This window comes from Streptomyces megasporus (genome assembly GCF_000718985.1).
GTDB lineage: Bacteria > Actinomycetota > Actinomycetes > Streptomycetales > Streptomycetaceae > Streptomyces > Streptomyces megasporus.
On sequence record NZ_JODL01000014.1, the window covers coordinates 1 to 24,330 of the forward strand.

Annotated in this window: 20 protein-coding genes and 1 tRNA gene; 13 read left to right on the forward strand and 8 right to left on the reverse strand. The window is 71.6% G+C overall.

Translation table 11 applies throughout. The features are described 5' to 3' along the window. The coding region (locus tag IF47_RS0113685) for an Hsp70 family protein (RefSeq protein ID WP_031509024.1) at positions 1-1,000 on the reverse strand (1,000 nt) is incomplete at its 3' end. Positions 1,001-1,494: 494 nt separating this feature from the next. Here IF47_RS0113685 and IF47_RS0113690 point away from each other — a divergent pair. The 4 genes from IF47_RS0113690 to IF47_RS0113705 all read left to right on the forward strand — a co-directional run bounded on the left by IF47_RS0113690 (position 1,495) and on the right by IF47_RS0113705 (position 8,047). After that, positions 1,495-3,777: a (Fe-S)-binding protein gene (locus IF47_RS0113690; RefSeq protein ID WP_031509025.1), complete on the forward strand. Its 2,283-nt coding sequence runs from the start codon at positions 1,495-1,497 to the stop codon at positions 3,775-3,777. Between the two features lie 330 nt (positions 3,778-4,107). Further along, positions 4,108-5,514 carry a VCBS repeat-containing protein gene (locus IF47_RS0113695; RefSeq protein WP_031509026.1) on the forward strand — a complete coding sequence of 469 codons (1,407 nt, stop codon included), beginning with the start codon at positions 4,108-4,110 and terminating at the stop codon, positions 5,512-5,514. Between the two features lie 55 nt (positions 5,515-5,569). After that, positions 5,570-6,997, forward strand: coding sequence for an FG-GAP-like repeat-containing protein (locus IF47_RS0113700; RefSeq protein WP_031509027.1), 1,428 nt, complete (start codon positions 5,570-5,572; stop codon positions 6,995-6,997). Between the two features lie 144 nt (positions 6,998-7,141). After that, the gene (locus tag IF47_RS0113705; RefSeq protein ID WP_031509028.1) at positions 7,142-8,047 is read left to right on the forward strand and encodes a Yip1 family protein; all 906 of its coding nucleotides are present in this window, start codon (positions 7,142-7,144) and stop codon (positions 8,045-8,047) included. Positions 8,048-8,191: 144 nt separating this feature from the next. On the opposite strand, the gene IF47_RS0113710 is transcribed toward IF47_RS0113705, so the two are convergent. Further along, positions 8,192-9,454 carry a PucR family transcriptional regulator gene (locus IF47_RS0113710; RefSeq protein ID WP_078591809.1) on the reverse strand — a complete coding sequence of 421 codons (1,263 nt, stop codon included), beginning with the start codon at positions 9,452-9,454 and terminating at the stop codon, positions 8,192-8,194. A gap of 126 nt (positions 9,455-9,580) precedes the next feature. Between IF47_RS0113710 and ureA the strand changes: the two genes are divergently transcribed. The 4 genes from ureA to IF47_RS0113730 are packed head-to-tail and all read left to right on the forward strand — an operon-like array spanning position 9,581 to position 14,934. Further along, a complete protein-coding gene (gene ureA, locus IF47_RS0113715) occupies positions 9,581-10,171 on the forward strand; it encodes an urease subunit gamma (protein ID WP_031509030.1) in 591 nt (196 codons plus the stop codon). After that, a complete protein-coding gene (locus tag IF47_RS0113720; protein ID WP_031509031.1) occupies positions 10,168-11,856 on the forward strand; it encodes an urease subunit alpha in 1,689 nt (562 codons plus the stop codon). Before ureA ends, IF47_RS0113720 begins: the two co-directional genes overlap by 4 nt. Before the next feature lie 29 nt (positions 11,857-11,885). Further along, complete coding sequence (locus tag IF47_RS0113725) at positions 11,886-13,559, forward strand: amidohydrolase (RefSeq protein WP_031509032.1); 1,674 nt, start codon at positions 11,886-11,888, stop codon at positions 13,557-13,559. 28 nt (positions 13,560-13,587) lie between these two features. Then, positions 13,588-14,934 (forward strand): MFS transporter, encoded by a 1,347-nt coding sequence (locus IF47_RS0113730; protein WP_031509033.1) that lies wholly within the window; start codon positions 13,588-13,590, stop codon positions 14,932-14,934. 100 nt (positions 14,935-15,034) lie between these two features. Here IF47_RS0113730 and IF47_RS0113735 read toward each other — a convergent pair whose 3' ends face one another. The 3 genes from IF47_RS0113735 to IF47_RS31060 form a co-directional block, all read right to left on the reverse strand. Then, a complete protein-coding gene (locus IF47_RS0113735) occupies positions 15,035-15,532 on the reverse strand; it encodes a phosphoribosyltransferase (RefSeq protein ID WP_031509034.1) in 498 nt (165 codons plus the stop codon). A 16-nt stretch (positions 15,533-15,548) separates the two neighbouring features. Continuing rightward, positions 15,549-16,124: a dCTP deaminase gene (gene dcd / locus IF47_RS0113740; RefSeq protein WP_031509035.1), complete on the reverse strand. Its 576-nt coding sequence runs from the start codon at positions 16,122-16,124 to the stop codon at positions 15,549-15,551. 133 nt (positions 16,125-16,257) lie between these two features. Beyond that, complete coding sequence (locus tag IF47_RS31060) at positions 16,258-16,425, reverse strand: hypothetical protein (RefSeq protein WP_169745215.1); 168 nt, start codon at positions 16,423-16,425, stop codon at positions 16,258-16,260. 231 nt (positions 16,426-16,656) lie between these two features. On the opposite strand from IF47_RS31060, the gene IF47_RS0113750 reads away from it, so the two are divergent. Next, a tRNA-Gly gene (locus IF47_RS0113750) sits at positions 16,657-16,730 on the forward strand. A 79-nt stretch (positions 16,731-16,809) separates the two neighbouring features. On the opposite strand, the gene IF47_RS31525 is transcribed toward IF47_RS0113750, so the two are convergent. Next, positions 16,810-17,118 carry a response regulator transcription factor gene (locus tag IF47_RS31525; protein ID WP_245641108.1) on the reverse strand — a complete coding sequence of 103 codons (309 nt, stop codon included), beginning with the start codon at positions 17,116-17,118 and terminating at the stop codon, positions 16,810-16,812. A gap of 213 nt (positions 17,119-17,331) precedes the next feature. On the opposite strand from IF47_RS31525, the gene IF47_RS31530 reads away from it, so the two are divergent. From IF47_RS31530 to IF47_RS0113770, 3 genes are all read left to right on the forward strand, one after another. After that, positions 17,332-17,634: a hypothetical protein gene (locus IF47_RS31530; protein ID WP_051717611.1), complete on the forward strand. Its 303-nt coding sequence runs from the start codon at positions 17,332-17,334 to the stop codon at positions 17,632-17,634. A gap of 120 nt (positions 17,635-17,754) precedes the next feature. Next, positions 17,755-18,474 (forward strand): ABC transporter ATP-binding protein, encoded by a 720-nt coding sequence (locus IF47_RS0113765; RefSeq protein ID WP_051717613.1) that lies wholly within the window; start codon positions 17,755-17,757, stop codon positions 18,472-18,474. Continuing rightward, positions 18,471-20,642, forward strand: a complete 2,172-nt coding sequence (locus tag IF47_RS0113770; RefSeq protein ID WP_051717615.1) for a hypothetical protein — start codon at positions 18,471-18,473, stop codon at positions 20,640-20,642. The genes IF47_RS0113765 and IF47_RS0113770 overlap by 4 nt, the downstream gene beginning before the upstream one ends. Before the next feature lie 505 nt (positions 20,643-21,147). Here the strand turns inward: IF47_RS0113770 and IF47_RS0113775 are convergent. Beyond that, a complete protein-coding gene (locus tag IF47_RS0113775) occupies positions 21,148-21,564 on the reverse strand; it encodes a Fur family transcriptional regulator (RefSeq protein ID WP_031509040.1) in 417 nt (138 codons plus the stop codon). A gap of 255 nt (positions 21,565-21,819) precedes the next feature. Here IF47_RS0113775 and IF47_RS0113780 point away from each other — a divergent pair, with 255 nt between their 5' ends. Beyond that, positions 21,820-23,280, forward strand: a complete 1,461-nt coding sequence (locus tag IF47_RS0113780; RefSeq protein ID WP_037732575.1) for a catalase — start codon at positions 21,820-21,822, stop codon at positions 23,278-23,280. A 131-nt stretch (positions 23,281-23,411) separates the two neighbouring features. Here the strand turns inward: IF47_RS0113780 and IF47_RS0113785 are convergent, their stop codons facing one another. Continuing rightward, a complete protein-coding gene (locus IF47_RS0113785; RefSeq protein ID WP_031509042.1) occupies positions 23,412-24,191 on the reverse strand; it encodes an aminotransferase class IV in 780 nt (259 codons plus the stop codon). Positions 24,192-24,330: the final 139 nt, after the last annotated feature.

Genomic DNA, 24,330 nt, shown 5'->3' on the forward strand with positions numbered 1-24,330 from the left:
TGTTGGCCTCCTTGCCGCCGGTCAGTTCCTTGACCAGTTCGGAGACGGCCGGCATCCGGGTGGAGCCGCCGACCAGCACCACGTGATCGATCTCCGAGACCGAGACGCCCGCGTCCTTGATCACGTTGTTGAACGGGATCTTGCAGCGCTCCAGCAGGTCCTGGGTGAGCTGCTGGAACTGGGCGCGGGTGAGCTTCTCGTCCAGGTGCAGCGGGCCCTCGGCCGAGGCGGTGATGTAGGGCAGGTTGATGGTCGTCTCGGTCGAGCTGGACAGCTCGATCTTCGCCTTCTCCGCGGCCTCGCGCAGCCGCTGGAGGGCCATCTTGTCCTTGGCCAGGTCCACGCCGTGGGCGTTCTGGAACTGCTTGACCAGGTAGTCGACGACCCGCTGGTCCCAGTCGTCACCGCCGAGGTTGTTGTCACCGTTGGTGGCCTTCACCTCGACGACGCCGTCGCCGATCTCCAGCAGGGACACGTCGAAGGTGCCACCGCCGAGGTCGAAGACCAGGATCATCTGGTCTTCCTTCTCCAGCCCGTAGGCGAGGGCGGCGGCGGTCGGCTCGTTGACGATGCGCAGCACGTTCAGACCGGCGATCTCACCGGCCTCCTTCGTCGCCTGGCGCTCGTGGTCGTTGAAGTACGCCGGGACGGTGATCACCGCGTCGGTGACCTTCTCGCCCAGGTAGGCCTCGGCGTCCCGCTTCAGCTTCTGCAGGACGAAGGCGCTGATCTGCTGGGGGTTGAAGTCCTTGCCGTCCAGGTTGATCTTCCAGTCGGTGCCCATGTGACGCTTGACCGACCGGATCGTCCTGTCGACGTTGGTGACGGCCTGGCGCTTGGCCACCTCACCGACCAGGACCTCACCGTTCTTCGCGAAGGCCACGACGGACGGCGTGGTCCTGGCGCCCTCGGCGTTGGCGATGACAGTGGGCTCACCGCCCTCCAGAACACTGACGACGGAGTTCGTCGTACCCAGGTCGATGCCGACCGCACGTGCCATGTCGAGTTCCTCCAGCTCATGCCTTGAGTAGATCTGACTCAAGAGTGCAGCACCGGGAGGGCATCGTCAAGAGAGCTGAGTCATGCCGACTCAACTCTTTTCCGGTTGTTCGGCTCACATTACTGCCCCGAGGCCTCACCACCTCGACCCGGGAGTGATACGCGCACCGGAGGGCCCGAGTTCCCCACCGGGTTCACCGCTCCGACCGCGGCCGGCCGCGAGTCTTCGACTCATCCCTTTCTACTGCATTTCCCCGTAATTCAGCGGAGGGGGCTCTATAGGATGGCCCCACCCGGACACACGACCGCCTCCGACGGCACCGCCGGTCGGCGTCCCCGGGCGTCGCACCCCAAGGTGCGCCTCAGCGACGCAGATCACCGTCCGGGCGTCTACAGACGCCTTGTGTTAGTGGGTACTCTCGAACAGATCGGATAAGTTACCGCTTAGTAAGCTTGCAGCAGCAGGCACCGCCCCCGCAGGTTCGAGGAGCCGTCATGCAACTCGCCGCGATCGTCGTCTCGCTGGTCATCACCGCGGTCGGCGTTGCGCTCTTTGCCCGCGCCATCGCGCAGATCTACCGGTTCGTCAAACTCGGCCAGTCGGTACCCGCGGGTTCGCGCACCGACCAGCCGAAGCAGCGAACGATCACCCTGGTCAAGGAGTTCCTCGGCCACACCCGGATGAACCGGTGGGGGGTCGTCGGCGTCGCCCACTGGTTCGTCGCGATCGGCTTCCTGACCCTCCCCCCGACCCTGGCCCAGGCGTACGGGCAGCTCTTCCAGGCCGACTTCACCCTCCCCGTCCTCGGCGGCTTCCTGCCGTTCGAGATGTACATCGAGTTCATCGGCCTGATGACGGTGGTCGGCATCCTGGTGCTGATCGCGATCCGGCTGCTCAACCTGCCCACCCGGCCCGGCCGCAAGTCCCGCTTCGCCGGTTCGACGGCCTGGCAGGCGTACTTCGTCGAGGCCGTCATCCTCACCATCGGCCTGGCGATCCTGGTGCTGCGCGGCCTGGAGGGCGCGATCCACCACGTCGACGGCTACCAGGCGGCGTACTTCGTCTCCTACCCGCTGGTGACGGCCTTCGACGGGCTGGAGATCGGCACGCTGCAGAACCTGATCTACTTCACCGCGATGATCAAGATCAGCGTCTCGCTGATCTGGATGACCGTGGTCGGCCTCAACACCGACATGGGCGTGGCCTGGCACCGCTTCCTGGCCTTCCCCAACATCTGGTTCAAGCGCGACGCCGACGGCTCCACGGCGCTGGGCGCGCTGCAGCCCATGACGAGCGGCGGAAAGCCGATCGACTTCGAGAACGTCTTCGACGAGGAGGAGGGCGAGGAGACCACCTTCGGCGTCTCCCAGGTCGAGCACTTCTCCTGGAAGGGCCTGCTGGACTTCTCCACCTGCACCGAGTGCGGTCGCTGCCAGTCGCAGTGCCCCGCCTGGAACACCGGCAAGCCGCTCTCCCCGAAGCTGCTGATCATGTCGCTGCGCGACCACGCGCACGCCAAGGCCCCCTACCTGCTCGCGGGCGGCGGCAAGAACGCCGAGGGCGAGGAGAAGGCGAGCGAGGAGCAGTTGAAGGACGTGCCCGCCGCGGCGCTGGCCGAGGCCGAGCGTCCGCTGATCGGGACGCTGGAGGAGAACGGCGTCATCGACCCGGACGTGCTGTGGTCCTGCACCACCTGCGGCGCCTGCGTCGAGCAGTGCCCGGTGGACATCGAGCACGTCGACCACATCGTCGACATGCGCCGCTACCAGGTGATGATCGAGAGCGCCTTCCCGTCCGAGGCCGGGACGATGCTCAAGAACCTGGAGAAGAAGGGCAACCCCTGGGGTCTGGCCAAGAAGCAGCGGCTGGAGTGGACCAAGGAGGTCGACTTCCCCGTCCCGGTCGTCGGCAAGGACATCGAGGACCTGTCCGAGGTCGAGTACCTGTACTGGGTCGGCTGCGCGGGCGCCCTGGAGGACCGCGCCAAGAAGACCACCAAGGCCTTCGCCGAGCTGCTGCACATCGCGGGCGTCAAGTTCGCGATCATGGGCGGCGACGAGAAGTGCACCGGTGACTCCGCCCGCCGGCTGGGCAACGAGTTCCTCTTCCAGCAGCTCGGAGCCGAGAACGTCGCGGCCCTGAACATGGCGTTCGGCGAGGACGACGAGGACGAGTCGACGAAGCTGCCGACGTCCAAGAAGAAGATCGTCGCGACCTGCCCGCACTGCTTCAACACGATCGCCAACGAGTACCCGCAGCTCGGCGGGCACTACGAGGTCATCCACCACACCCAACTGCTCCAGCACCTGATCGACACCGGCAAGCTGATCCCCGTCACCCCGGTCGAGGGTCTGATCACCTACCACGACCCCTGCTACCTGGGCCGCCACAACCAGGTCTACACGCCGCCGCGCGAGATCATCGCCAAGGTGCCGGGCCTGCGGAACGAGGAGATGCACCGCCACAAGGAGCGCGGCTTCTGCTGTGGCGCCGGCGGCGCGCGGATGTGGATGGAGGAGCGGATCGGCAAGCGCATCAACGTCGAGCGCGTGGACGAGGCGCTGTCGCTCAACCCCGACATCGTCTCCACCGCCTGCCCGTTCTGCCTGGTGATGCTGAGCGACTCGGTCAACGGCAAGAAGAACGAGGGCACGGCCAAGGAGGACCTGCAGGTCGTGGACGTGGCCCAGCTCCTGCTGGACTCGGTCAAGACCCCCGCCGACCCGGGCGGCACGGAGGACACCGCGTCGGCCCCCGAGCCCGAGCCCGCCACGTAGGCACGTAGGTCCCACCGGACGACCACCCCGTCCCCGCCGACGGCCGGTTCCGCACCACGCGGAACCGGCCGTCGCCGTCTTCGCCGTCCTGTGCGGCGGGCGGGCTCGGGGGGCGGCGCGGGGGTGGCGCGGGGGCGGGACGTTCGCGCGCGGAGCGCTCGCACGGAGAAGTGCTCCGGTCCGTACAACCCCCGCGCCCTGTCGGAGGTCTGTACGAGCGCCGCCCCTGTGTGAACCGGGAGCCAACCCCCGGTGACATCCGTGCGTTCGGCGTCCGCCGGCCACGGCCGTCGGGCGGCCCCTCTTCCCCCCTCGGCAGGAGAGTCCCGAGTGCACAGACGTTTCCGCACGTCCCTGGCGACCGTCGTCGTGGCCGCCCTCACCGGCGGTCTCATGGTCGCCACCGCCGGTTCGGCCGCCGCCGCCGGCGTCCGGGGCGACGTCAACGGCGACGGTTACGCCGACGTCGTCATCGCCGCCCCCGACGCCACCGTCGACGGACACCGGGCCGCCGGCGCCGTGGTGGTGCACTACGGATCGGCGTCGGGCATCAAGGCCGGCAGCCGGACCGTGATCCACCAGAACTCGCCCGGCATCCCCGGCGCGGCCGAGGCCGGCGACCGGTTCGGCGCCGCGGTCGCCGTCGCCGACTACGACCGCGACGGCCTCGCGGACATCTTCGTCGGCGCCCCCGGCGAGGAGGTGTACGGGGACGTCGGAGGCGGGTCGCTCACCGTCGTCTGGGGATCGAGGAACGGCCTGACCGGCTCGCGGACCGTCCCCGACCCCGCGCCCCGCGACCACGACGCCTTCGGACGCTCCTTCGCCGTCGCCGACTTCACCGGCGACGGCGACCCGGACCTCGCCCTCGGCTCCGACGGCTGCATGATCCACATCATCCACGGCGACGGCGACCGCACCATCCCGTCCTACGCCGGAGGCACCGGGGTGGACTGCAGCGAGCACCACGGCGTCACCTCGATGACCGTGGTGCCGGACGCCGTGCGCGCCGACCTGATCGTCACCGGACGGGGCCGGGGCGGCACCGACGGGCGCGGCGACGCACCCGGCACCTGGCTGCTGCGCGGCACCCCCCACAACACCGGGCTGGACGTCGAGGGCGAACTCCCCGCCGGCACGTCGATCGCCGTCGGCGACCTGGACCGGGACGGACAGCAGGACGTGGTCATCGGGGACCCGGACACCGGAGGCGGCCGGGTGATGGTGGTTCCCGGGGGCAGCCGGGCACCGCTCCTCACCCTCACCCAGGACAGCCCGAACGTGCCGGGCGGCTCCGAGGCCGGCGACCGGTTCGGCGGCGCCGTGACCCTCGGCGACGTCAACGGGGACCGTCACCTCGACCTCGTCGTCGGCGCTCCCGGCGAGGACCTGGGGGACGCCGTCGACACCGGGGCGGTGACCGTCCTGCCCGGCTCGGCGAGCGGCGTCACCACCACCGGATCGCGGATGCTCGACCAGGGCACCACCGGTGTGCCCGGCGCCGCGGAGAGCGGCGACCTCTTCGGCGGCTCCCTCCTGGCGACCGACACCACCAGGGACGGCCGCGCGGACCTGACCATCGGCTCCCCCGGCGAGAACGACGGCGTCGGCGCGGTGACCGTCCTGCCCGGCTCGGCGAGCGGCGTCACCACCACCGGGTCCGTGGGCTTCGCCGCGGGCTCCGCCGGACTGTCGTCCACGGCGAAGGGACGGTTCGGTGCCGTACTCGCGGGCTGACCGGCCCTCCCCCGCCCCCGCCCCCGCCCCGACCATGGTCCGAGGAAGGAATCCCATGCGTCCCCGCGCCCGCGTCCGGCTCACCGCCGCGCTGCTCGCCTCCACCGCCCTGCTCGTCGCTCCGCTGCCCGCCGCCTCCACCGCGTCCGCCACCCCCGCCGGTCTCCACGACGACCTGAACGGCGACGGCCACCGGGACCTGGTGGTCGGCGCCCCCGACGCCACGGTGGGCGGCGTCCAGCAGGCGGGAGCCGTCGTCGTGCTGTACGGCTCCGCGAGCGGCCTCTCCGCCGCCCGCCGGACCGTCATCCACCAGAACTCGCCCGGCATCCCCGGCGTGGCCGAGGCCGGCGACCGGTTCGGCACTGCCATGGCCACCGGCGACCTGGACGGGGACGGCCACACCGACCTCGTCGTCGGATCGGACTCGGAGGCCATCGGCACCCGCGAGGGCGTCGGCTCGGTCACCGTCGTCTGGGGATCGGCGAACGGCCTCGGCGCGGGGACCGCCCTGCCGCAGCCCGCGTGGCGGGAGGGATCCGCCTTCGGGCAGAACCTGGCCGTCGGCGACTTCACCGAGGACGGCGCCCTGGACCTGACCGTCGCCGGCAACGACGGCCCCTACCACTACACGGGTCCCTTCGCGCGGAGCGGCGAGCCCGCCCGCCGGTACCTGGACAACCGTCTGGGCACCACCCGCAACGTGATCTCCGGCGACCTCGACGGGGACGGCCGCGCCGACCGCGTCATGCTGCCCGGCCCCCTGGACGGCGACCCCAACGGCACCGTGTACGTGGACCGGTTCGTGGACGGCAGGCTCGTCCGCACCGAACTGCCCGGCGCCGACGGCGAGGTGGGCTCCATCGGCGACGTGGACGGCGACGGCTACGGCGACCTCGTCCTCGGCGCCTCCAACGACCCCCGCGACGGCGGGACCGGGCGGCTCGGCGGCCAGATCAGCGTCTGGTACGGCGGCCCCGACGGACCCGACCCGACGCAGCGGCCCCTGATCGTCGATCAGGACACCCCGGGCGTGCCCGGCGTCTCCGAACCGGCCGACTCGTTCGGCTCCTCCGTCGCCGTGGGCGACGTCGACGGCGACGGCCGCGCCGACGTGGCGGTCGGCGCGATCCTGGAGGACCTCTCCGGGAAGTCCGGGGCGGGCATGGTGACGGTGCTGTACGGCTCCGCGGACGGGCTGTCGACCGACCGCGCCGTCTCGCTCCACCAGGACACCGCCGGGGTGCCGGGCGGTGCCGAGGCGTACGACTACTTCGGCCGGTCCGTCCGGCTCGCCGACCTCACCGGCGACGGCCGTGCGGAGTTGAGCGTCGGCATCCCCGGCGAGGACTCCAGCCAGGGCTACCTCCAGGTGTTCCGGGGCACCTCCTCCGGGGTGTCCACCAGCGGCGTCTTCGCGCTGACCGCGGCGAACGCCGGGCTGTCCGGGCAGGCCTGGTTCGGTTCCGCCCTCCTCCCCTGACGGTCGATCCCCGGCGGCTTCCGGAGGCTTTCGGAGGCTTTCGGAGGCTTCCGGACCCGGCGGGATGTCACAGCTCGGCGGCAATGCCGGACATCCCGCCGGGGCCCGGCGCCCCGGCCGTCGGGACACGGTACGTTCGATGGCGTGGCTGGATTCAGGATGGGACGGGGCCGGGACCCCCGGAACGCGCAGCAGCACGGTCAGCACCCCCCGCGGCAGGCCCCGGGGCCGTACGGGCAGCCGACTCACGGGCAGCCACCGTACGGCCGGGTTCAGCAGCCGCCGTACGGGCAGCCCGCCCACGGGCAGCCCCAGTGGCCCCAGGGCGGCGGAGGGTACGGCGAGCCGGAGTACTTCGGCCCCGGGCACGACCCGTACTCCGACAACCCCGGACACACCCAGGTGTTCAGCGTCGGCGAGGCGCCCGACCACGGCCACGCCCCCCACCCGGGCGACGGCTACACCGACGGCGCGGGCCATGGGGCGGGCCACCCGGCGCCGCCGCCCGCTCCCCGGCTGCACTGGAAGCAGTTGCTGAGCGGGATCGTGCTGCGTCCCGGCGCCACCTTCTGGCAGATGCGCGACCACACGGTGTGGGGCCCGGCGCTGGTCGTCACCTTCCTCTACGGCCTGTTCGCCGTCTTCGGCTTCGAGCAGGCCCGCGAGGACGCGATCAACTCCACCCTCTCCACGGCGGTCCCGTTCGTGCTGATCACCGGCCTGGCCCTGGTGATCTCCAGTCTGCTGATGGGCGTGGTGACCCACACCCTGGCCCGTCAGCTCGGCGGCAACGGCCTGTGGGCGCCGACGGTCGGCCTGTCGATGCTGATCATGTCGATCACGGACACCCCGCGGCTGATCCTGGCGATGTTCCTCGGCGGCGCCGCCACGCTGGTCCAGGTCGTCGGCTGGATCACCTGGCTGGCGGCGGGCGCGCTGTTCACGCTGATGGTCGGCCGTTCGCACGAACTGCCCTGGCCCAAGGCGCTGGGCGCCTCCTCGATCCAACTGATCGCGCTGCTGGCGCTGATCAAGCTCGGCACCCTGTAATCGGGGTAACCGGGGCGACGACCGGGCGGCAGGCCCGGCACCCCGACGAGGCCCGTGCGGGGCCGCCCGGCGTCCGGGCGGCCCCGCACCGCTTTTCCGGCGCGGCCCATCGGCCTCCTCCGTCCTCCGTCCTCCGTCCGCGCGTCAGCCGGAGGCCCGGCAGCACAGGGCGAACAGGACGGTGGCCGCCTCCTCGGGCCGCGTCGGATCGAAGCCGGTGAGCTCGGTGAACCGGCGCAGCCGGTTGAGGACCGTGTTGCGGTGGCAGTAGAGGGCGCTCGCGGTCTCGGCGACCGACCCGGAGTCGCAGTACGCGGTCACCGTCTCCAGCAGCCGCTCCCGCTCGTGCGGCGGCAGACGGTCCAGCTCGGAGAGCACCGAGTCGGCCAGCATCCCCGCGATCGGGCCCAGCCCGGTCGCGGCCACCGGCATCCACGCGTCGGTCAGCGCCACCGGCCCGTCGGCCTCCGGGCCCAGGCCGACGGCGATCGCCTCCGCGGCGCGGACGACGCCGGGCACGTGGGCCAGACCGTGCGCCACCGGACCCACCGCACACGGCACGCCGGCCAACCAGGCCGCCGGCAGGGCGCGGTCGCCGCGCGGGAGCCGGACGACGAGCACCAGCATTCCCTGGTGCTGCTGGAGGTGGAAGACCTGGCCGCCCAGCCGGGTCGCGGCGGCCCGCCGCATCGCGTCCTGGGAGGCGGGGGGCGCGATGGCCACCGCGAAGTCGTCCTGCGCGCTCACCCGCAGCAGCGTCGCCACCCGGGCGACGAGCTGCTGGTCACGGCCGTCGGACGACAGCAGCCGCCCCATCAGCGCGGCCCGTTCCCTCTCCCGCTCCCGGGCCAGCACGGCCGCCTCGTCCAGATACCCGGCCTGGACCCGCACGGTGTGGGACTCCACGGCCTCCCACACCCGCACCGCCTCGCGCGTCAGCTCCGACCACTCCTCGGGCGGGAGCCTCTCCAGGAAGACCGTCCACAGCATCCGGAAGTCCATTCGCACGGCCTGCATCAGCCGCTCCAACGGCACGCCCTGGTGGACGCGGCGACGCCCCAACCGGTCGGAGACCTCGCGGAGACCCTCGCGCAGCGGCAGCCCGCCGATCAGCCTGAGCAGGAGTTCGAAGCAGTCGCGGGCGGTGTCGCGCAGGTCCGCGGCGTCGACGGTGGAGCGGTAGCCGTCGAGGCCGGAGACCTCCGCCACATAGCGCTCGACCAGTTCCTCCACGTGGTCCAGGCAGTCGTGGGCGAGCCGGTGCAGCCGCTCGGGGACGGCGCTCGCGTCGGGCGCCGGAGAAGTCGCCGAGGCCGGGACGGCGGCCGAGACAGCGGTCGGGACCGGCACCGGAACGGCGGTGGCGAGAGGGTCCGCCGGGACAGCGGAGAACGGCGGATTGTGCATATGCCCATTATCCGGTACGCATCACGGAGCGTTCCGCCATTGTTCAACCCCTTCTCACCAGGCAGCCTGTTGGACATACCCCCAGGCGCGGCGGTCGGCCGCGCATGTCCGAAGGGGAGATCGCCCATGCACCTCACTCCACGCGAGCAGGAGAGACTCCTGCTGTTCTCGGCCGCCGAACTGGCCCGCAAACGACTTGCCCGCGGCGCGCGGCTCGGCGCGACCGAGGCCATCGCCCTGGTGTGTGACGAGATCCTGGAGCTGGCCTGGGACGGCACTCCCCTGGAGGAGGTCGTCGAGCGGGCCAAGCACGTCGTCCCCCGCGACCGGCTGCTCCCCGGCGTGCCCGAGACCGTCCCGAGCATCCAGGTCGAGGCCCTCTTCCCGCACGGCTCCACCCTGGTCCACGTCTCCGAGCCGTTCGGCCCGGCCGACCCCACCGGACCCGGCGGCTTCCTGGTCGCCGGCGGCGCCGAGGAGGAGACCGAGCTGGCCCCCGGCCGGCCGCGCCGCACCCTGACCGTCACCAACCGCGGCCCGCGGACGGTCTGGGTCTCCTCCCACTTCCCCCTGGAGGAGGTCAACACCGCCCTGGAGTTCGACCGCGAGGCCGCCCGCGGTCACCGGCTGGACGTCCCGGCCGGCACCTCGGTCGAGTTCCCGCCCGGCCGCACCCGCTCCGTCACCCTGGTGGCACGAGGAGGCAGGCAGTCATGAGCCGAATGTCCCGGAGCGCCTATGCCTCCGTCTACGGCCCCACCACCGGCGACCTGATCCGGCTCGCCGACACCGACCTGTGGGTGCGCGTCGAGGGCGACGACACCGAACCCGGCGAGGAACTGCTCGGCGGCTGCGGCAAGACCACCCGCGACGGACTGCTGGTCACCGGCCGCGCCCCGCGCGACAGCGCCCTGGACATGGTGATCCTCGGCGTCGTCGTCATGGACCCGCTGCTGGGCGTCCGCAAGACCAACATCGGCGTCAAGGACGGCCGGATCGTCGGCGTCGGCCGGGCCGGCAACCCCGAGAACACCGACGGCGTCGAACTGGTCGTCGACTCCCACACCGCGATGATCACCGGGGAGGGACTCATCGCCACCCCCGGCATCGTCGACTCCCACGTCCACCTCTCCAGCGCCGAGGTGGTGCCCGCCGCGCTGGCCGCCGGCGTCACCTCCCTGGTCGGCATGGGCATCGGCGGCGTGTGGGACGTGGGCGCCAACCCCGCGTACAACCTCCACAGCCTCATCGAGGGCTGGCGCGACGCCCCGATCAACGTGGCGTTCCTGGCCCGCGGCTCCTCCTCCTCTCGGGAGCTGCTGGAGCGCGCCGTCCTCGCCGGGGCCGGCGGCTTCAAGATCCACGAGGACTGGGGCGCCACCCCGAGGATCGTCGACACCTGCCTGGGCGTCGCCGAGCAGACCGACCTGCCGGTCGCGCTCCACACCGACACCCTCAACGAGTCCGGCTACCTCTCCGACACCCTCGACGCCACCCGCGGCCGGACGGTGCACGCCTACCACGTCGAGGGCGGCGGCGGGCACCCGGACCTGCTGGAGATCGTCTCCCAGCCGCACGTCCTGACCTCCTCCACCACCCCGACCCTGCCGCTCACCCCGGCCACCGTCGCCGAGCTGCTGCCGATGACGATGACCGTCCACCGCGGCCACCACGGCGTGCCCAGCGACGTGTCCATCGCCGCGAGCCGGGTGCGCGAGCACGCCATCGCCGCCGAGAACGCCCTCCACGACCTGGGCGCGATCAGCATCGTCAACTCCGACTCCATGGGCATGGGACGGATCGCCGAGACCGCCCGCCGCACCTGGCAGCTCGCCCACGTCCAGGCCCACCTGGCGGGCGAGACGGGACCGGACTTCGTCAACAACGAGCGGGTGCTGCGCTACCTCGCCAAGGTCACGCTCAACCCCGCCATCGCCCACGGCATGGCCCACGAGGTGGGCTCCCTGCGCCCCGGCTCCATCGCCGATGTCGTCCTGTGGCGGCCGGCGACCTTCGGCGCCCAGCCCGAACTGGTGCTGAAGTCCGGATTCGTCGCCTGGGGCCTGACCGGCTCCGGCTCCGGCTCCACCCGGCTCACCCAACCGCGCGTGATGAAGCCCTACTTCGGCGGCCTGGGCGGGGCACCGCGCCGGCTGTCCACCGTCTTCGTCTCCTCCGCGTGCCTGGAGGACCGCGCCGCGGTCGACGCGCTGCCCCGCGGGGTGCGCTACACCGCCCTGCGCGACAGCCGCGGCCTGACCAGGGCCGACATGGTCGCCAACACCGCCGTGCCGGACGTGCGGGTACCCACCACACCCGACGCGGTCCACATCGACGGCCGCCCCGTCGACATCCACCACGCCGCCGAACTGCCGCTGACCCGGCTCCAGAACCTCGCCTGACGCCCGCGGCCCGCCCGAAAAGACCCGACATGCTCGATCTGAAACTCGTCAACGCCCGCATCCGCACGGTCGACGACGACCACCCCCGCGCCCACGCCCTCGGCGTCCTCCACGGCCGGATCGTCGGCCTCGACGCCACGGTCGCGGACCTGCCCGCCCGCACCACCGTGGACTGCCGCGGCGCGGTCGTCGTCCCCGGCTTCGGCGACGCCCACAACCACATGGCCTGGTTCGGCCAGTCCCTGGACGAACTCGACCTGTCCGACGCCGGCACCCTGGAGCAGGTGTACGACGCCGTCGCCCGCCGCGCCGCCGCCCTCCCCGCCGACGCCTGGGTCGTGGGCTCCGGCTACGACGACACCGTCATGGGCGGCCACCCGCACCGCGAGGCGCTCGACCGCGCCGGCGGCGGCAGGCCCGTGTGGCTCAAGCACCGCTCGGGCCACATGTGCGCCGTCAGCGGCGAAGTGCTGCGGCTCGCGGGCGTCCTGGACGGCGCCACCGCCGACCCCGAGGGCGGAGTCGTCGTCCGCGACGCCTCCGGCGTCCCCACCGGACTCCTCCAGGAGCGCGCCCAGTCCCTGGTGACCGGGCTCGTCATGCCCTACCCGGTGGCCGAGCTCGCCGACGCCATCGGCCGGGCGAGCGCCGTCTACGCCTCCGAGGGCCTCACCCAGGTCACCGAGGCCGGCATCGGACGCGGCCTGATCGGCCGCAGTCCCGTGGAGGCCGCCGCGTACCAGCTCGCCCGCGAACGGGGCACCCTGCGCACCCGCGTCGAGCTGATGGTCGCCGCCGACAACCTCCACCCGCTCGACGCGCACCACGACGACGGCATCACCACCGGCATCGACCTCGGCCTGCGCTCCGGCTTCGGCGACGACCGGCTGCGGATCGGCCCGATGAAGATCTGGCTGGACGGCTCGCTCATCGGCCGCACCGCCACCGTCACCGAACCCTTCTGCGGGCACGACCACTCCACCGGCGTCTACCAGAACGACCCCGACGAGATGCGCCGGCTCGTGGTCGCCGCCCACCGCGCCGGCTGGCGGATCGCCGCCCACGCCATCGGCGACGCCGCCGTCGACCTCGCCCTCGACGCCTTCGACGAGGCCCGGCGCACCGCACCGCGCCCCGGAGTGCGCCACCGCATCGAGCACTCCGGCGTCGTCCGCCCCGACCAGTTGAAGCGCTACGCCGAACTGGAGGTGACGCCCGTGCCGCAGGCCCATTTCCTGTACGCGGTGGGCGACACCATGGCCGAGGCCCTCGGCCCCGAGCGGACCCCCTGGATGTACCGCCACAAGTCCTTCCTCGACCACGGCCTGCGCGTCCCCGGCAGCTCGGACCGCCCGGTCGCCCCGGGCGCCCCGCTGCTGGGCATGCAGTCCATGGTCGAACGGCTCAGCCGGGACGGCGCGGTACTCGGCCCGGACGAACGGGTCACCGCCGAACAGGCCCTGCGCGCCTACACCATCGACGCCGCATGGGCCGGCCACGACGAGGACCGGCGGGGCAGCCTCACCCCCGGCAAGCTGGCCGACCTCGTCCTGCTGTCCGACGACCCCGTGGAGATCGACAGCGGCCGAATCGGCGCCATCGACGTACTCGCCACCTTCGTGGCGGGCGAGTGCGTGCACGGCGCCGACTCACTCGGGACCGTCGCGTCCGTGACCGGCCCCCTCCCCCAGGCCGGCGTCTGACGGCCGCACGCAAGGAGCACTACAGGACATGAGCAAGCTGGAACACGCCGCGGGCACCGCCTCGGGCGGCCCGAACGGCACCGAGAAGGTGGTGGTCACCGAGAAGGAAGCGGGCCGCGTCGCCTTCGCGTCCTTCGTCGGTACGGCCCTGGAGTGGTACGACTACTACCTCTTCGGCACCGCCGCCGCCATCGTCTTCAACCGGCTGTACTTCACCTCCCTGAATCCCACGGCCGCCACCCTCGCCGCCTTCGCCACCTTCGGCGTCGGCTTCGTGGCCCGTCCCGTCGGCGCCGTGATCTTCGGCTGGCTGGGAGACCGCATCGGCCGCCGGCCCGCCCTGCTCATCACCGTGGTGTTGATCGGCGTCGCCACCGGCCTCATCGGTCTGCTGCCCGGCTACGCCGCCATCGGCATCGCCGCGCCGCTGCTGCTGGTCCTGTTGCGCCTGCTGCAGGGCATCGCGGTCGGCGGCGAGTGGGGCGGCGCCGTCACCCTGGCCGTGGAGCACGCGCCACCGGCGAAGCGCGGACGGTACGCCGCCCTGCCCCAGGTCGGCTCCCCGGTCGGCACCCTGCTCTCCTCCGGCGCCTTCTCCCTGGTGCTGCTGCTGCCCAAGGACTCCTTCGACTCCTGGGGCTGGCGCCTGCCGTTCCTGGCCGCCTTCCCGCTGCTGCTCGTCGCCGTCTACATCCGCCGCAAGGTGGAGGAGTCGCCGCTCTTCGAGGAGCTGCTCAAGCAGGACGAGCGCGCCAAGATCCCGGCGGTGGACGTCTTCCGGACCGCCTGGCGCCGGCTGTTGGTCGCCATCACCTCGGCCCTGCTGGGCGTCGGCGGCTTCTACATCATGACCACCTTCGTGATCAGCTACGGCGCCGACACCCTGGGGCTGTCGCGGAGCCTGATGGTCAACGCCACCCTTGTCGCGGCCGTCTTCCAGATCGCGGTGATCCTGTACATGGGCCGGGTGGCGGAGCGGATCGGCCCCGGCCGGGTCACCCTCTGGGGCGGTGCCGCCACCGCGCTGCTCGCCTTCCCGCTCTTCTGGCTGATCGACACCAAGAGTCCGCTGCTGGTCGTGTTCGCGGTGGCGCTCGGCATCGCCGTGCTCTCCGTGGCGTACGCCGTCTCCGGCGCCCTGCTCACCGAGCTGTTCCCGGCGCACCTCCGCTACAGCGGCGTGGCCCTGGCGTACAACCTGGCGGGCGCCCTCACCGGCTTCCTGCCCTTCGTCGCCACCGCGCTGCTGGACACCAGCGGCGGCGCGTCCTGGCCGGTCTCCCTGCTGTTGGCCGCCCTGGCCCTGCTCACCGCGCTCGGCGGCTTCCTCGGCGAGCGGATGCGGGTGAAGGACAACGTGGCCACCGCGGCCTGACCCGCCCCTCCACCCTGTCGACGTCCCTGTCGACGCCCCTGTCGACGACGAGGGCCCCGGCCGTTTCCGGGCCGGGGCCCTCGTCACGTTTCCTCTCCGCTCAGGAGTCCAGGACCTGTCCGTCCCGCCGCACCACGGGCGGCTGGACGGACCACGGGAAGTTGATCCAACGGTCGGTGCGCTTCCACACGTACTCGCACTTCACCAGCGACTGCGGCTTCTCGTAGACCACCGCGGACCGCACCTCGGCCACGTGCTCGGAGCAGAAGTCGTGCACCAGCTTGAGCGTCTTGCCGGTGTCGGCGACGTCGTCGGCGACGAGGATCCTCTTCTCGCGCAGGTCGACGAGGTTGGGAACCGGCGGGAGCATGACGGGCATCTCCAGCGTCTCGCCCACACCGGTGTAGAACTCCACGTTCATGACGTGCAGGTTCTTCACGTCGAGGGCGTATCCGAGCCCTCCGGCGACGAACAGCCCACCGCGCGCGATGGACAGGATCATGTCCGGCTCGTACCCGTCGTCCGCGATCTCCTGCGCCAGCTCCCGGATCGCCCGTCCGAAGAGCTCGTACGTCAGGTTCTCCCGCTCCTGGCTCATGCGCCTCGATCTCTCCTCAGATCTGCGTGCGGTGGAAGTTCAGGTAGGACCGCGAGGGCGTCGGCCCGCGCTGTCCCTGGTAACGGGAGCCGTACCGGGCGGAACCGTACGGGTGCTCGGCGGGCGAGGTGAGCCGGAACATGCACAACTGCCCGATCTTCATTCCGGGCCAGAGCTTCATGGGCAGCGTCGCCACGTTCGACAGCTCCAGCGTCACGTGCCCGGAGAAGCCGGGGTCGATGAACCCGGCGGTGGAGTGCGTCAGCAGGCCCAGCCGTCCCAGCGAGCTCTTGCCCTCGAGCCGGGAGGCGATGTCGTCGGGGAGCGTGACGACCTCGTACGTGGAGGCGAGCACGAACTCGCCCGGATGCAGGATGAACGGCTCGTCCCCCTCCGGCTCCACCACCCGCGTCAGGTCGGGCTGCTCGACGGCCGGGTCGATGTGGGGGTAGCGGTGGTTCTCGAACACCCGGAAGAAGCGGTCCAGCCGTACGTCGATGCTGGAGGGCTGCACCATCGCCGGGTCGTACGGATCGATCCTCACCCGTCCGGCGTCGATCTCTGCCCGGATGTCCTTGTCTGAGAGAAGCACGTCCCGAGCGTACAGACCACGGACCCGACGCCTCCGCACCGGGCCCGTGGTCCCACCTCGGCTCATCCCGCCTCGGCTCATCCCGCCGCGCTACCGTCGCGTGCCGGCGCCTCGGCGTTCCCCGGCGGCCGGCTCAGCGCTTGACGGCGCGGGCCACCGGAACGGCCTGCCGCAGCCGCGCGCACCGCGGACACCGCAGCAACCGGCCGGGACCGATCCGGCTGGAGCCGAGATTCTGCATCGGGAACGTCGAGGTGCTGAACACGTGCCCTTCGGCACACCGAACGACGGTGGATTCCATCGCTTGCCTCTTCCCATGTACGTGGACGACGAAAGCCACATTAGGGGATCAAGCGGACTGCTCCATCACCCGGCACTCCACCCACCGTACGCCTCAACTCCCTTCCCCCGCTTCCCCCGACCACACCGCCAACCCCCGGCGCACACAGCAAAAAGACCCCACGGCTGTGCGCCGGGGGTCCGAGATGCGGTACAGTGTGGCTCGATGAGCAACGATGATCGTTCGCTCCTCGCGGGTGTAGTTTAATGGTAGAACATGAGCTTCCCAAGCTCAGAGCGCGGGTTCGATTCCCGTCACCCGCTCCACGACGAAGGCCCGGGTCGGCGACCTGGGCCTTGCTTTGTTGCCCGCAGGAGACGTGGCGCTCCGGGGAGAGGTGGCGTGCTACGCGCTCGCCGTCTCCGGGCCTCCCGCCACGGAGTCGCCCCCGAAGCCGGCCTGCCACGCGAGCCGGGCGATACTCAGGCGGCTGTCTCCGCCCAGCTTGCCGCGAATATTCCGCAGGTGGTCCTTGACCGTGTACCGACTGAGCGAAAGCTCAGTCGCGATCTGCGCGTCGGACCGCCCCTCGGCCACATGGAGAAGCACCTCCCGTTCACGCGGGGACAGTTCGGCGAGGAGCCTCCGGGCCGAGGTCCTCTGCTCCCGTCGGCGCGCGGGCTTGAGGTAGGCGTCCACCACGGGAACGGTCAAGTCCGGACAGAGGGCGAGCGCACCCCCGGCGGCGGCACGCACGGCCCAGGCCAAATGGGCGGACGCGGAGGCGTGACACAGGACGCCGTCAGCGCCGTGCAACGGCAACCGCCGCACGGCGGTCCGCGCCCTGACAGATCGGGAAGAGACAGCTGAGCAGCACAAGGAAGCGCCGTATCGTCCCGAGTGTCCTCGGCGTGGCCATGCGTGGCCATGCTGGCCGGCAGTTCTCCGGCGTTCGCCCTCTCCGCGGAGACCGACGGAGCCAGGGCCAGCACCAAGAAGGCGGAGGGCTACAAGTACATCCGGGTCTACGACACCAAGGGCGACAGCGACTCGGTGTACGGCCTTTACCATCGTCAGGCCAGCCCCTCGACCGAGCGTGCGCTCCACAACAAGAGCGGTTCCGGAACACACGCCACGAGCGGCACCGGCAGCAAGATCCTCGACCAGAAGGCCTGCGTTTCGCTGGACTTCCAGCCCGACAGGTGTTCGGGGAAGGTCTCCAACCCGTAAGCACGGGGAGCCCTTCACGGGGGTTCCGCAGCGGGGCGGGCCGACGGCCCGCCCCGCCGACCGAGCCCGTACGAACGTCGCCCGGCCTGGTGACGTTCGTACGGGGAGATGGGAAAGGCGATGGAAACCGACCGGATCGTGCTGTCGGTATCGGACGTACGCTACGAGATCGCGGGACGCTTACTGCTCGACGGGCTGGACCTCTCCGTCGGGGCCGGTGAGTCCGTCGCGATCACCGGTCCGAGCGGCAGTGGGAAGAGCACTCTGCTGATGTGCCTGCTGGGCCTGGTGAGACCGCAGGGCGGGCGAATCGTGGTCGCCGGCGTCGACATCACGCGGTTACGCGAGCGCGCGCTGAACCGGCACCGACGGGACCACATGGGCATGGTTTTCCAGTTCGGCGAACTCCTGCCTGAACTGACCCCGTTGGAGAACACCGCCCTCGCGGCGCTGCTGTCCGGGGTCCCTCGCCGCACGGCGTACGCGGACGCCGAGGAGTTGCTGACCACGCTGGGCGTCCCGCTGGGCGGCACCCCGACGGCGGAACTGTCCGGCGGCGAGCGGCAACGCACCGCGGTGGCACGTGCACTGATCAATCGGCCTTCCCTGGTCCTGGCCGACGAACCGACCGGGGCGCTGGACGGCAGCACACGGGACGAGGTGGCGCGGATGCTCTTCTCGGTGCCGCGGCAGTGGGGCTGCGGCCTCGTGGTCGTCACCCACGATCCCGCCATCGCAGGGCGTTCCGACCGGCACCTGCACCTGAGTCGGGGACGCTTGAACGACGCGGGCACCGCGCTCCCCGGCACCGGAAGCACGGCTGGGGGAGCGATCCGATGAACATGCTCGCCACCTATGTGCGCCTGTTCGCGATAGGCCGTGCGGCGGGAAGGGGTTCGGAGGGGCACGGCCTGCGCTTCACGTCCCTGCTGTGCGCGACGTTCGCCCTGGCTCTCGCCGCCGCCGTGCTGGTCGCCGGTTTCGCCGTCTACGACGGTCGCGAACTGCGCGGCTCCGCCCGCGCGCCGCAGTACGTCGGCGTGGCGGACCCGGACCGGGCGCCACTGCTCGTACAGGTCGCCTACGACGACGTGGGCGGCGCCCAGCGGTCGATCGTCTTCGTCGACCCACGGGGTGGCGGTGTCGCCCCGCCACCGGGGGTGGAGCGGTGGCCCGCGCCCGGCGAGGCGGTGTTGTCCAAGGCGCTGCGCGCGGACCTCGTCCGGGAAGACTCCCTCGACAGGTACGGGAAGCCGGTCGGATCCATCTCCGAAGCAGGGCTCGAGGTACCGGGGGAACGGTTGGCGTACGTACGTCCCGCGTCCGGTCTCCTCGACCCCGGCAACATGACCACGGCGGCGGGGTTCGGCGCGGACGAGCGGTCCGTCTTCGGCGACCGGGAGTCTCTCCCGCCGCTGTCCGCCTTCACCTTCCTGGTGGTGGGGATGCTGCTGTTCCCCGCGGCCGTCCTCGTGGTCGTCGCCGCCCGTTCGGGTGCGGCGGGACGGGACCGCCGGGTCGCGCTGCTGCGCGCCCTGGGCGCGGGAACACGCGCTCGGGTCGTGGTCAACGTCGGCGAGGCGGCCCTTCCGGTGGCACTCGGCGCGAGTGCGGCGGCTGTCGTCGTGAGCCTGGCTCTGCCGTCCAACCTCACCGTGCCCGTCGTGGACTTCGTCCTGCCCGCCACCGACCTGCGCCGTTGGGCTCCCGCCCTCTTCGCGGCGGTCCTCGCCGCGGCGCTCGCCGTGCCGGCCGCGGTGACGTTGCTGCACCGTACCGGTCGAGCGGGGCATGGCACCCGCCCCCGGGCCCGGAATCGCTTCACCTCCCGCCGAATGGCCTGGTCGTGCCCAGTGTTCCTGCTCGTCGCCACACGCGGTCCGGACCTGCTGACGGGCGGCGGCTCGCTGTGGTTCCTCGTCTACGTGTGCGGTGTGGTGGGTACCCTGGCCACCCTGCCCGCACTGATCGCCGCCGGTGTCTCGGCGCTTGGGCGCCTGCTGGTCCGGCTGGGCAACCGGCACGGCCGGCCGGGGGCACTGATCGCCGGCCGCCGGGCAGTCGCCCAGCCGGGGGTCACCGCCCGGCTGGTGGCCAGTGTGGTCGTCGCCATCGGTCTGGTCACTCAGATCCAGCTGAACACGAGTCTGCTCAACGACGCGATGATCGCCGCCAAGGCCACGCACGAGCGGATCGGCGATTCCATGCTGACCGTGAGCTCGGCTGCCGACCAGCGGCAGAACAGGGCGTTTCTGCGGGATCTGCCCGAGGGCGCCCAGGGGCTCGCCTTGGAGGTCGAATCCTCCGACAACCGTTCGATCGCCCTCTACGGCGACTGCGCCGCCTTGCGGGCACTGAACGCCCCGTGCGGCACGAGTACCGCTGATCCGGCCGACCCGCGCCTCCAGGAACTGACCGCCTGGTTCGGTGGCGGTGCGGCGGACGTGACTCTGCACCGTGCCGACCCGCCGGAGCGCCTGGCCCGGGAGGCCGAACGGCTTCTGATCGTCCGTGACGGCGGCGGCGACCTGCCGGTCGGCGAGGTGAAGGAGGCCGCCTTCCGGAACCTGCCGGCTCCCCAGGTCATGGTGGTCGCCGGGGAGTGGCTGTTCGGGGCGGCCGAGCTCCGCGATCCCGCCGCGTGGACACTGTTCCTCGGTGTCATCGGAGTGGGGCTGCTCGCTTTCGCCGCGGCAGCGAACAATCTGGGCGACTTCCTCCGCTTCGGCCGCGCCCTCGCGCCCCTCAGCGTGCTGGTCGGCCACCGCGGCGTCTTCTACGCCGGCGCGGTGTGGGCGATCCTGGTGCCGCTGGCCGCGGCCGGCGCCGTCGGCGTCCTGGTCTCCCTGTGGCTCGCCGCCCCGATGACCGCGAAGGGCGCCGTCCTCACCTGGTCCTTCCTGGCCTCGCTTCTGGTCCTCGCCCAGATCCTCGCCGTCCTCTTCTGGTGGTGGGGTTCCCGTTCCACCGCCGCCCAGGCCGCCGGCTGGCGCCCCACCGCCGACTGACCGGTGACGCCGGCGCGCCGTGGCCGGAGCGTCCGCCGGTGCCGCGCGGGTCTGCCGGGCGCCGCCCGAAGCCGTTCCCAGCGTGAGCGCCGGTGCCGTGACGGTCGGAACACCCACCGGTGTCCGGCGCTTGCCCCGCACGCCCCTCCCCCCTCGACTCGTCCGCACGATGACGGCCGACCCTTCAGCAGGGCGCCGGGGCGTGCACGGGCTCTCACGCCGCCGGATCTCGGCGGAGGCGACCGTGGTCCGTCTCCTGCCGGCGGGCGCCGGCGTCGGATTCGGCCTGGCGGTCGGTGCTCCGCGCTTCACGCGCCGGGTGACCGCCTTGTCGGGAGCCGTGGCGCTCACCGCTTTCGGACTCTTCCTCTCCCAACCACTGCCTGGGACTCGGCATGGGAGGCATGGAACGGGTCGCGGCGTTCCCGCTCCCGCTGTGGACGCTCTCCGTCGGCGTCCTCGGCCCGCTCCGCCCGCTCGGACCGGCCCGTCCGGAGCCCGCGGGTCAGTGGGGCGAGCAGCCGGGACAGGCGCCCCGGTAGGTGATCTCCGCGTCGCGGAGGGTGAAGCCGTAGCGCTCGGAGGCGGGGAGGTCGGAGATCGGGTCGCCCGTCGGGTGCACGTCCCGGATCGCGCCGCAGTGGTCGCAGACCAGGTGGTGGTGGGGCCGGTGCGCGTTCGGGTCGTACGTCTTGGCGCGCTTGACCGATGTGACCTCGGTCACTTCTCCGAGTGCGACCAGCTCGCCGAGCGTGTTGTAGACCGTGGCCCGAGAGATCTCCGGGAGCCTCGCGACGGCGCGCGCGTGGACTTCGTCGGCGGTCAGATGAACGTGCTCACCTGCGAGGACCTCGGCCACGACACGTCGTTGCGCGGTCATTCGCCAGCCACGTTCACGCAGACGTTCCAGAAGGTCACTCATGGCAAGCCGACCCAACTCTCGATGAAACCCGCTCCGATGGAGTATGACTTTGGAGCGGCAACTGACTTAGACAAAGTCTATTGTAGGATGAAGTTCACGGATCACGGCACCGCACACCCATCGGACCTGGTCCGCCGTGACCGCGGGGACGCCGTCGACCCGCACTGCGCCACAGACGCCTCACCGCGTTCGTCTGTGTCCGCAGCCGTGAGACCCCAGGGCCTCGGCCCCGCTCGCTTTGAAGGAGAGACCGCCTTGACCGACTCGATCGACACCCCGGCGACGCTGGAGAACGGCGCGCCGGCCGTCAGCAACCGCAACTCGCTCAGCCTCGGCAGCAACGGCCCGCTGCTGCTGCACGACGTGCACCTGGTCGAGACCCTCGCGCACTTCAACCGCGAGCGCGTGCCGGAGCGCAACCCGCACGCCAAGGGCGGCGGCGCCTTCGGTGTCTTCGAGACCACCGAGGACGTCTCCCGCTACACCAAGGCGGCCGTCTTCCAGCAGGGCGCCACGACCGAGATGCTCGCCCGGTTCTCCACCGTGGCCGGCGAGCAGGGTTCGCCCGACACCTGGCGCGACGTCCGCGGTTTCGCCCTGAAGTTCTACACCTCCGAGGGCAACTACGACATCGTCGGCAACAACACGCCGGTCTTCTTCGTGCGCGACCCCATGAAGTTCCCGAACTTCATCCGGTCCCAGAAGCGCATGCCGCACACCGGTCTGCGCGACAACACCATGCAGTGGGACTTCTGGACGTCGAACCCCGAGTCCGCCCACCAGGTGACCTACCTCATGGGTGAGCGCGGTCTTCCCGCGACCTGGCGCCACATGAACGGCTACGGCTCCCACACCTACATGTGGATCAACGCCGAGGGCGAGAAGTTCTGGGTCAAGTACCACTTCATCTCCGACCAGGGCCTCGAGTTCCTGTCGAACGAGGAGGCCGAGCGCCTCGCGGGCACGGACGCGGAGTACCACCGCCGCGACCTGTTCGACGCGATCGAGCGCGACGAGTTCCCGAGCTGGACCCTCCACGTCCAGGTCATGCCGTACGCGGACGCCAAGGACTACCGCTTCAACCCGTTCGACCTGACCAAGGTGTGGCCGCACGCGGACTACCCGCTGATCAAGGTCGGCAAGATGACGCTGAACCGGAACCCGGAGAACTTCTTCGCCGAGATCGAGCAGGCGGCCTTCGCGCCGTCGAACCTCGTCCCGGGCATCGGCGTCTCCCCCGACAAGATGCTGCTCGGCCGCGTCTTCGCCTACGCGGACGCCCAGCGCGCCCGGATCGGCACCAACTACTTCCAGTTGCCGGTCAACCGCCCGAAGGTGAAGGTCAACTCCTACACCTTCGACGGCAACATGACGTTCGAGCACACCGGCAAGACCCCGGTGTACGCCCCGAACTCCTTCGGTCGCCCGTACGCCGACGAGACCGGCCCGGTCGAGGACGGCTGGGAGGCCGACGGCGAGATGGTGCGCAGCGCCTACGCGCTGCACGCCGAGGACGACGACTTCACGCAGCCCGGCACGCTGGTCCGCGAGGTCTTCGACGACGCCCAGCGCGACCGCTTCGTCGAGACCGTCGCCGGTGCCCTCGCCCCGGTGCAGGAGCCGGTTCTCTCCCGTGCCTTTGAGTACTGGAAGAACGTCGACGCCACCATCGGCGAGCGCATCGAGCAGGCCACCAAGGAGGCCCAGGCGAAGTGACCTTCGCCCGCCACCGGTCGTGACGGCCGATCGTGACAGGAGCCCGGCCCCCTCGCGGGGCCGGGCTCCTGTCGTCGGGCCCGCCGTCGCTCCTGCCGTCGGGTCGCGTCCTCCCGGCCCGCCGCCGGTCGTCAGATCGGGTCGCCGGGCAGGGCCGTGTACCGGTCGCGGAGTTCGTCGATCAGCGGATGGGAGTCCGGAAGGACGAGGTCGTCCAGGGCCGCGACGGGGCGGACGCCCACGACGGCGTTGGTGGCGAAGGCCGCGTCGAACCGGGCCGCGTCGGCGAGGGTCACCGGGGCCGTGGTCGAGTCGTCGTGGAGCCGCTGGAGCAGCCGCATGGTGACTCCCTCCAGGCAGTCCGCCTCGGGCCAGACCACCCGATCGCCCTCGATGAAGCCGATGTTCCAGGTGCCGCCCTCGCGGACACGTCCCCGCCCGTCGACGAAGAGCACGTCGTCGAAGCCGGCGCGGCGGGCCTCGCGGCGGTGGCGCAGGGAGCCGAACAGGCCGGTGTTCTTCACCTCGGGCATGTCCCGGGTGTGGGTGACGGTGCGGACCCGCAGCGGCGTCGACGGCCCGTCCACGGCGGGGGACGTCGTCACCAGGACGTGGGGGCGGGCGTCCGGTTCGATGCGGGCCGGGCTGAGCGCCGGGTCGAAGACGGTCACCCGCGCCACGCAGGAGCCCTCGCGGGGCACGGTGCGGCGGATGTGCTCCCGGACGCGTTCGGGGTCGAGGCGGGTGTCGAACACCGCCCGGCAGTCGCGCACCAGCCGGTCCAGGTGCAGGGACAGCCCCCGCACCCGGCCCCGTTCGACACGCATCGACGTGAAGTGCCCGTAGTTGGTCAGGGCCAGCGCCTGGAGGGCGTCGCCCAGGCCGACCGGTTCACCGCCGTGTTCCGTCATGCGCCCAAGCCTGGCACGTCCGCACCGGGCGGGTCCGGCGAACGCCGGTGGGCGGGCCGCCACCGTCTCTCACGGCGTCTCCCACGGCGGTTCTCCGGCCCTCCGACTCACTCCCCAAATCCCGGCGGAGGACGCGGAC

Bases quoted from the DNA above. Each gene is read 5' to 3' on its own strand.
- IF47_RS0113690 (WP_031509025.1), top strand. From the start codon at position 1,495: ATGCAACTCGCCGCGATCGTCGTCTCGCTGGTCATCACCGCGGTCGGC.
- IF47_RS0113700 (WP_031509027.1), top strand. From the start codon at position 5,570: ATGCGTCCCCGCGCCCGCGTCCGGCTCACCGCCGCGCTGCTCGCCTCC.
- IF47_RS0113710 (WP_078591809.1), bottom strand. From the start codon at position 9,454: ATGCACAATCCGCCGTTCTCCGCTGTCCCGGCGGACCCTCTCGCCACC.
- ureA (WP_031509030.1), top strand. From the start codon at position 9,581: ATGCACCTCACTCCACGCGAGCAGGAGAGACTCCTGCTGTTCTCGGCC.
- IF47_RS0113720 (WP_031509031.1), top strand. From the start codon at position 10,168: ATGAGCCGAATGTCCCGGAGCGCCTATGCCTCCGTCTACGGCCCCACC.
- IF47_RS0113725 (WP_031509032.1), top strand. From the start codon at position 11,886: ATGCTCGATCTGAAACTCGTCAACGCCCGCATCCGCACGGTCGACGAC.
- IF47_RS0113730 (WP_031509033.1), top strand. From the start codon at position 13,588: ATGAGCAAGCTGGAACACGCCGCGGGCACCGCCTCGGGCGGCCCGAAC.
- IF47_RS0113735 (WP_031509034.1), bottom strand. From the start codon at position 15,532: ATGAGCCAGGAGCGGGAGAACCTGACGTACGAGCTCTTCGGACGGGCG.
- IF47_RS31060 (WP_169745215.1), bottom strand. From the start codon at position 16,425: ATGGAATCCACCGTCGTTCGGTGTGCCGAAGGGCACGTGTTCAGCACC.
- IF47_RS31530 (WP_051717611.1), top strand. From the start codon at position 17,332: ATGCTGGCCGGCAGTTCTCCGGCGTTCGCCCTCTCCGCGGAGACCGAC.
- IF47_RS0113765 (WP_051717613.1), top strand. From the start codon at position 17,755: ATGGAAACCGACCGGATCGTGCTGTCGGTATCGGACGTACGCTACGAG.
- IF47_RS0113770 (WP_051717615.1), top strand. From the start codon at position 18,471: ATGAACATGCTCGCCACCTATGTGCGCCTGTTCGCGATAGGCCGTGCG.
- IF47_RS0113775 (WP_031509040.1), bottom strand. From the start codon at position 21,564: ATGAGTGACCTTCTGGAACGTCTGCGTGAACGTGGCTGGCGAATGACC.
- IF47_RS0113785 (WP_031509042.1), bottom strand. From the start codon at position 24,191: ATGACGGAACACGGCGGTGAACCGGTCGGCCTGGGCGACGCCCTCCAG.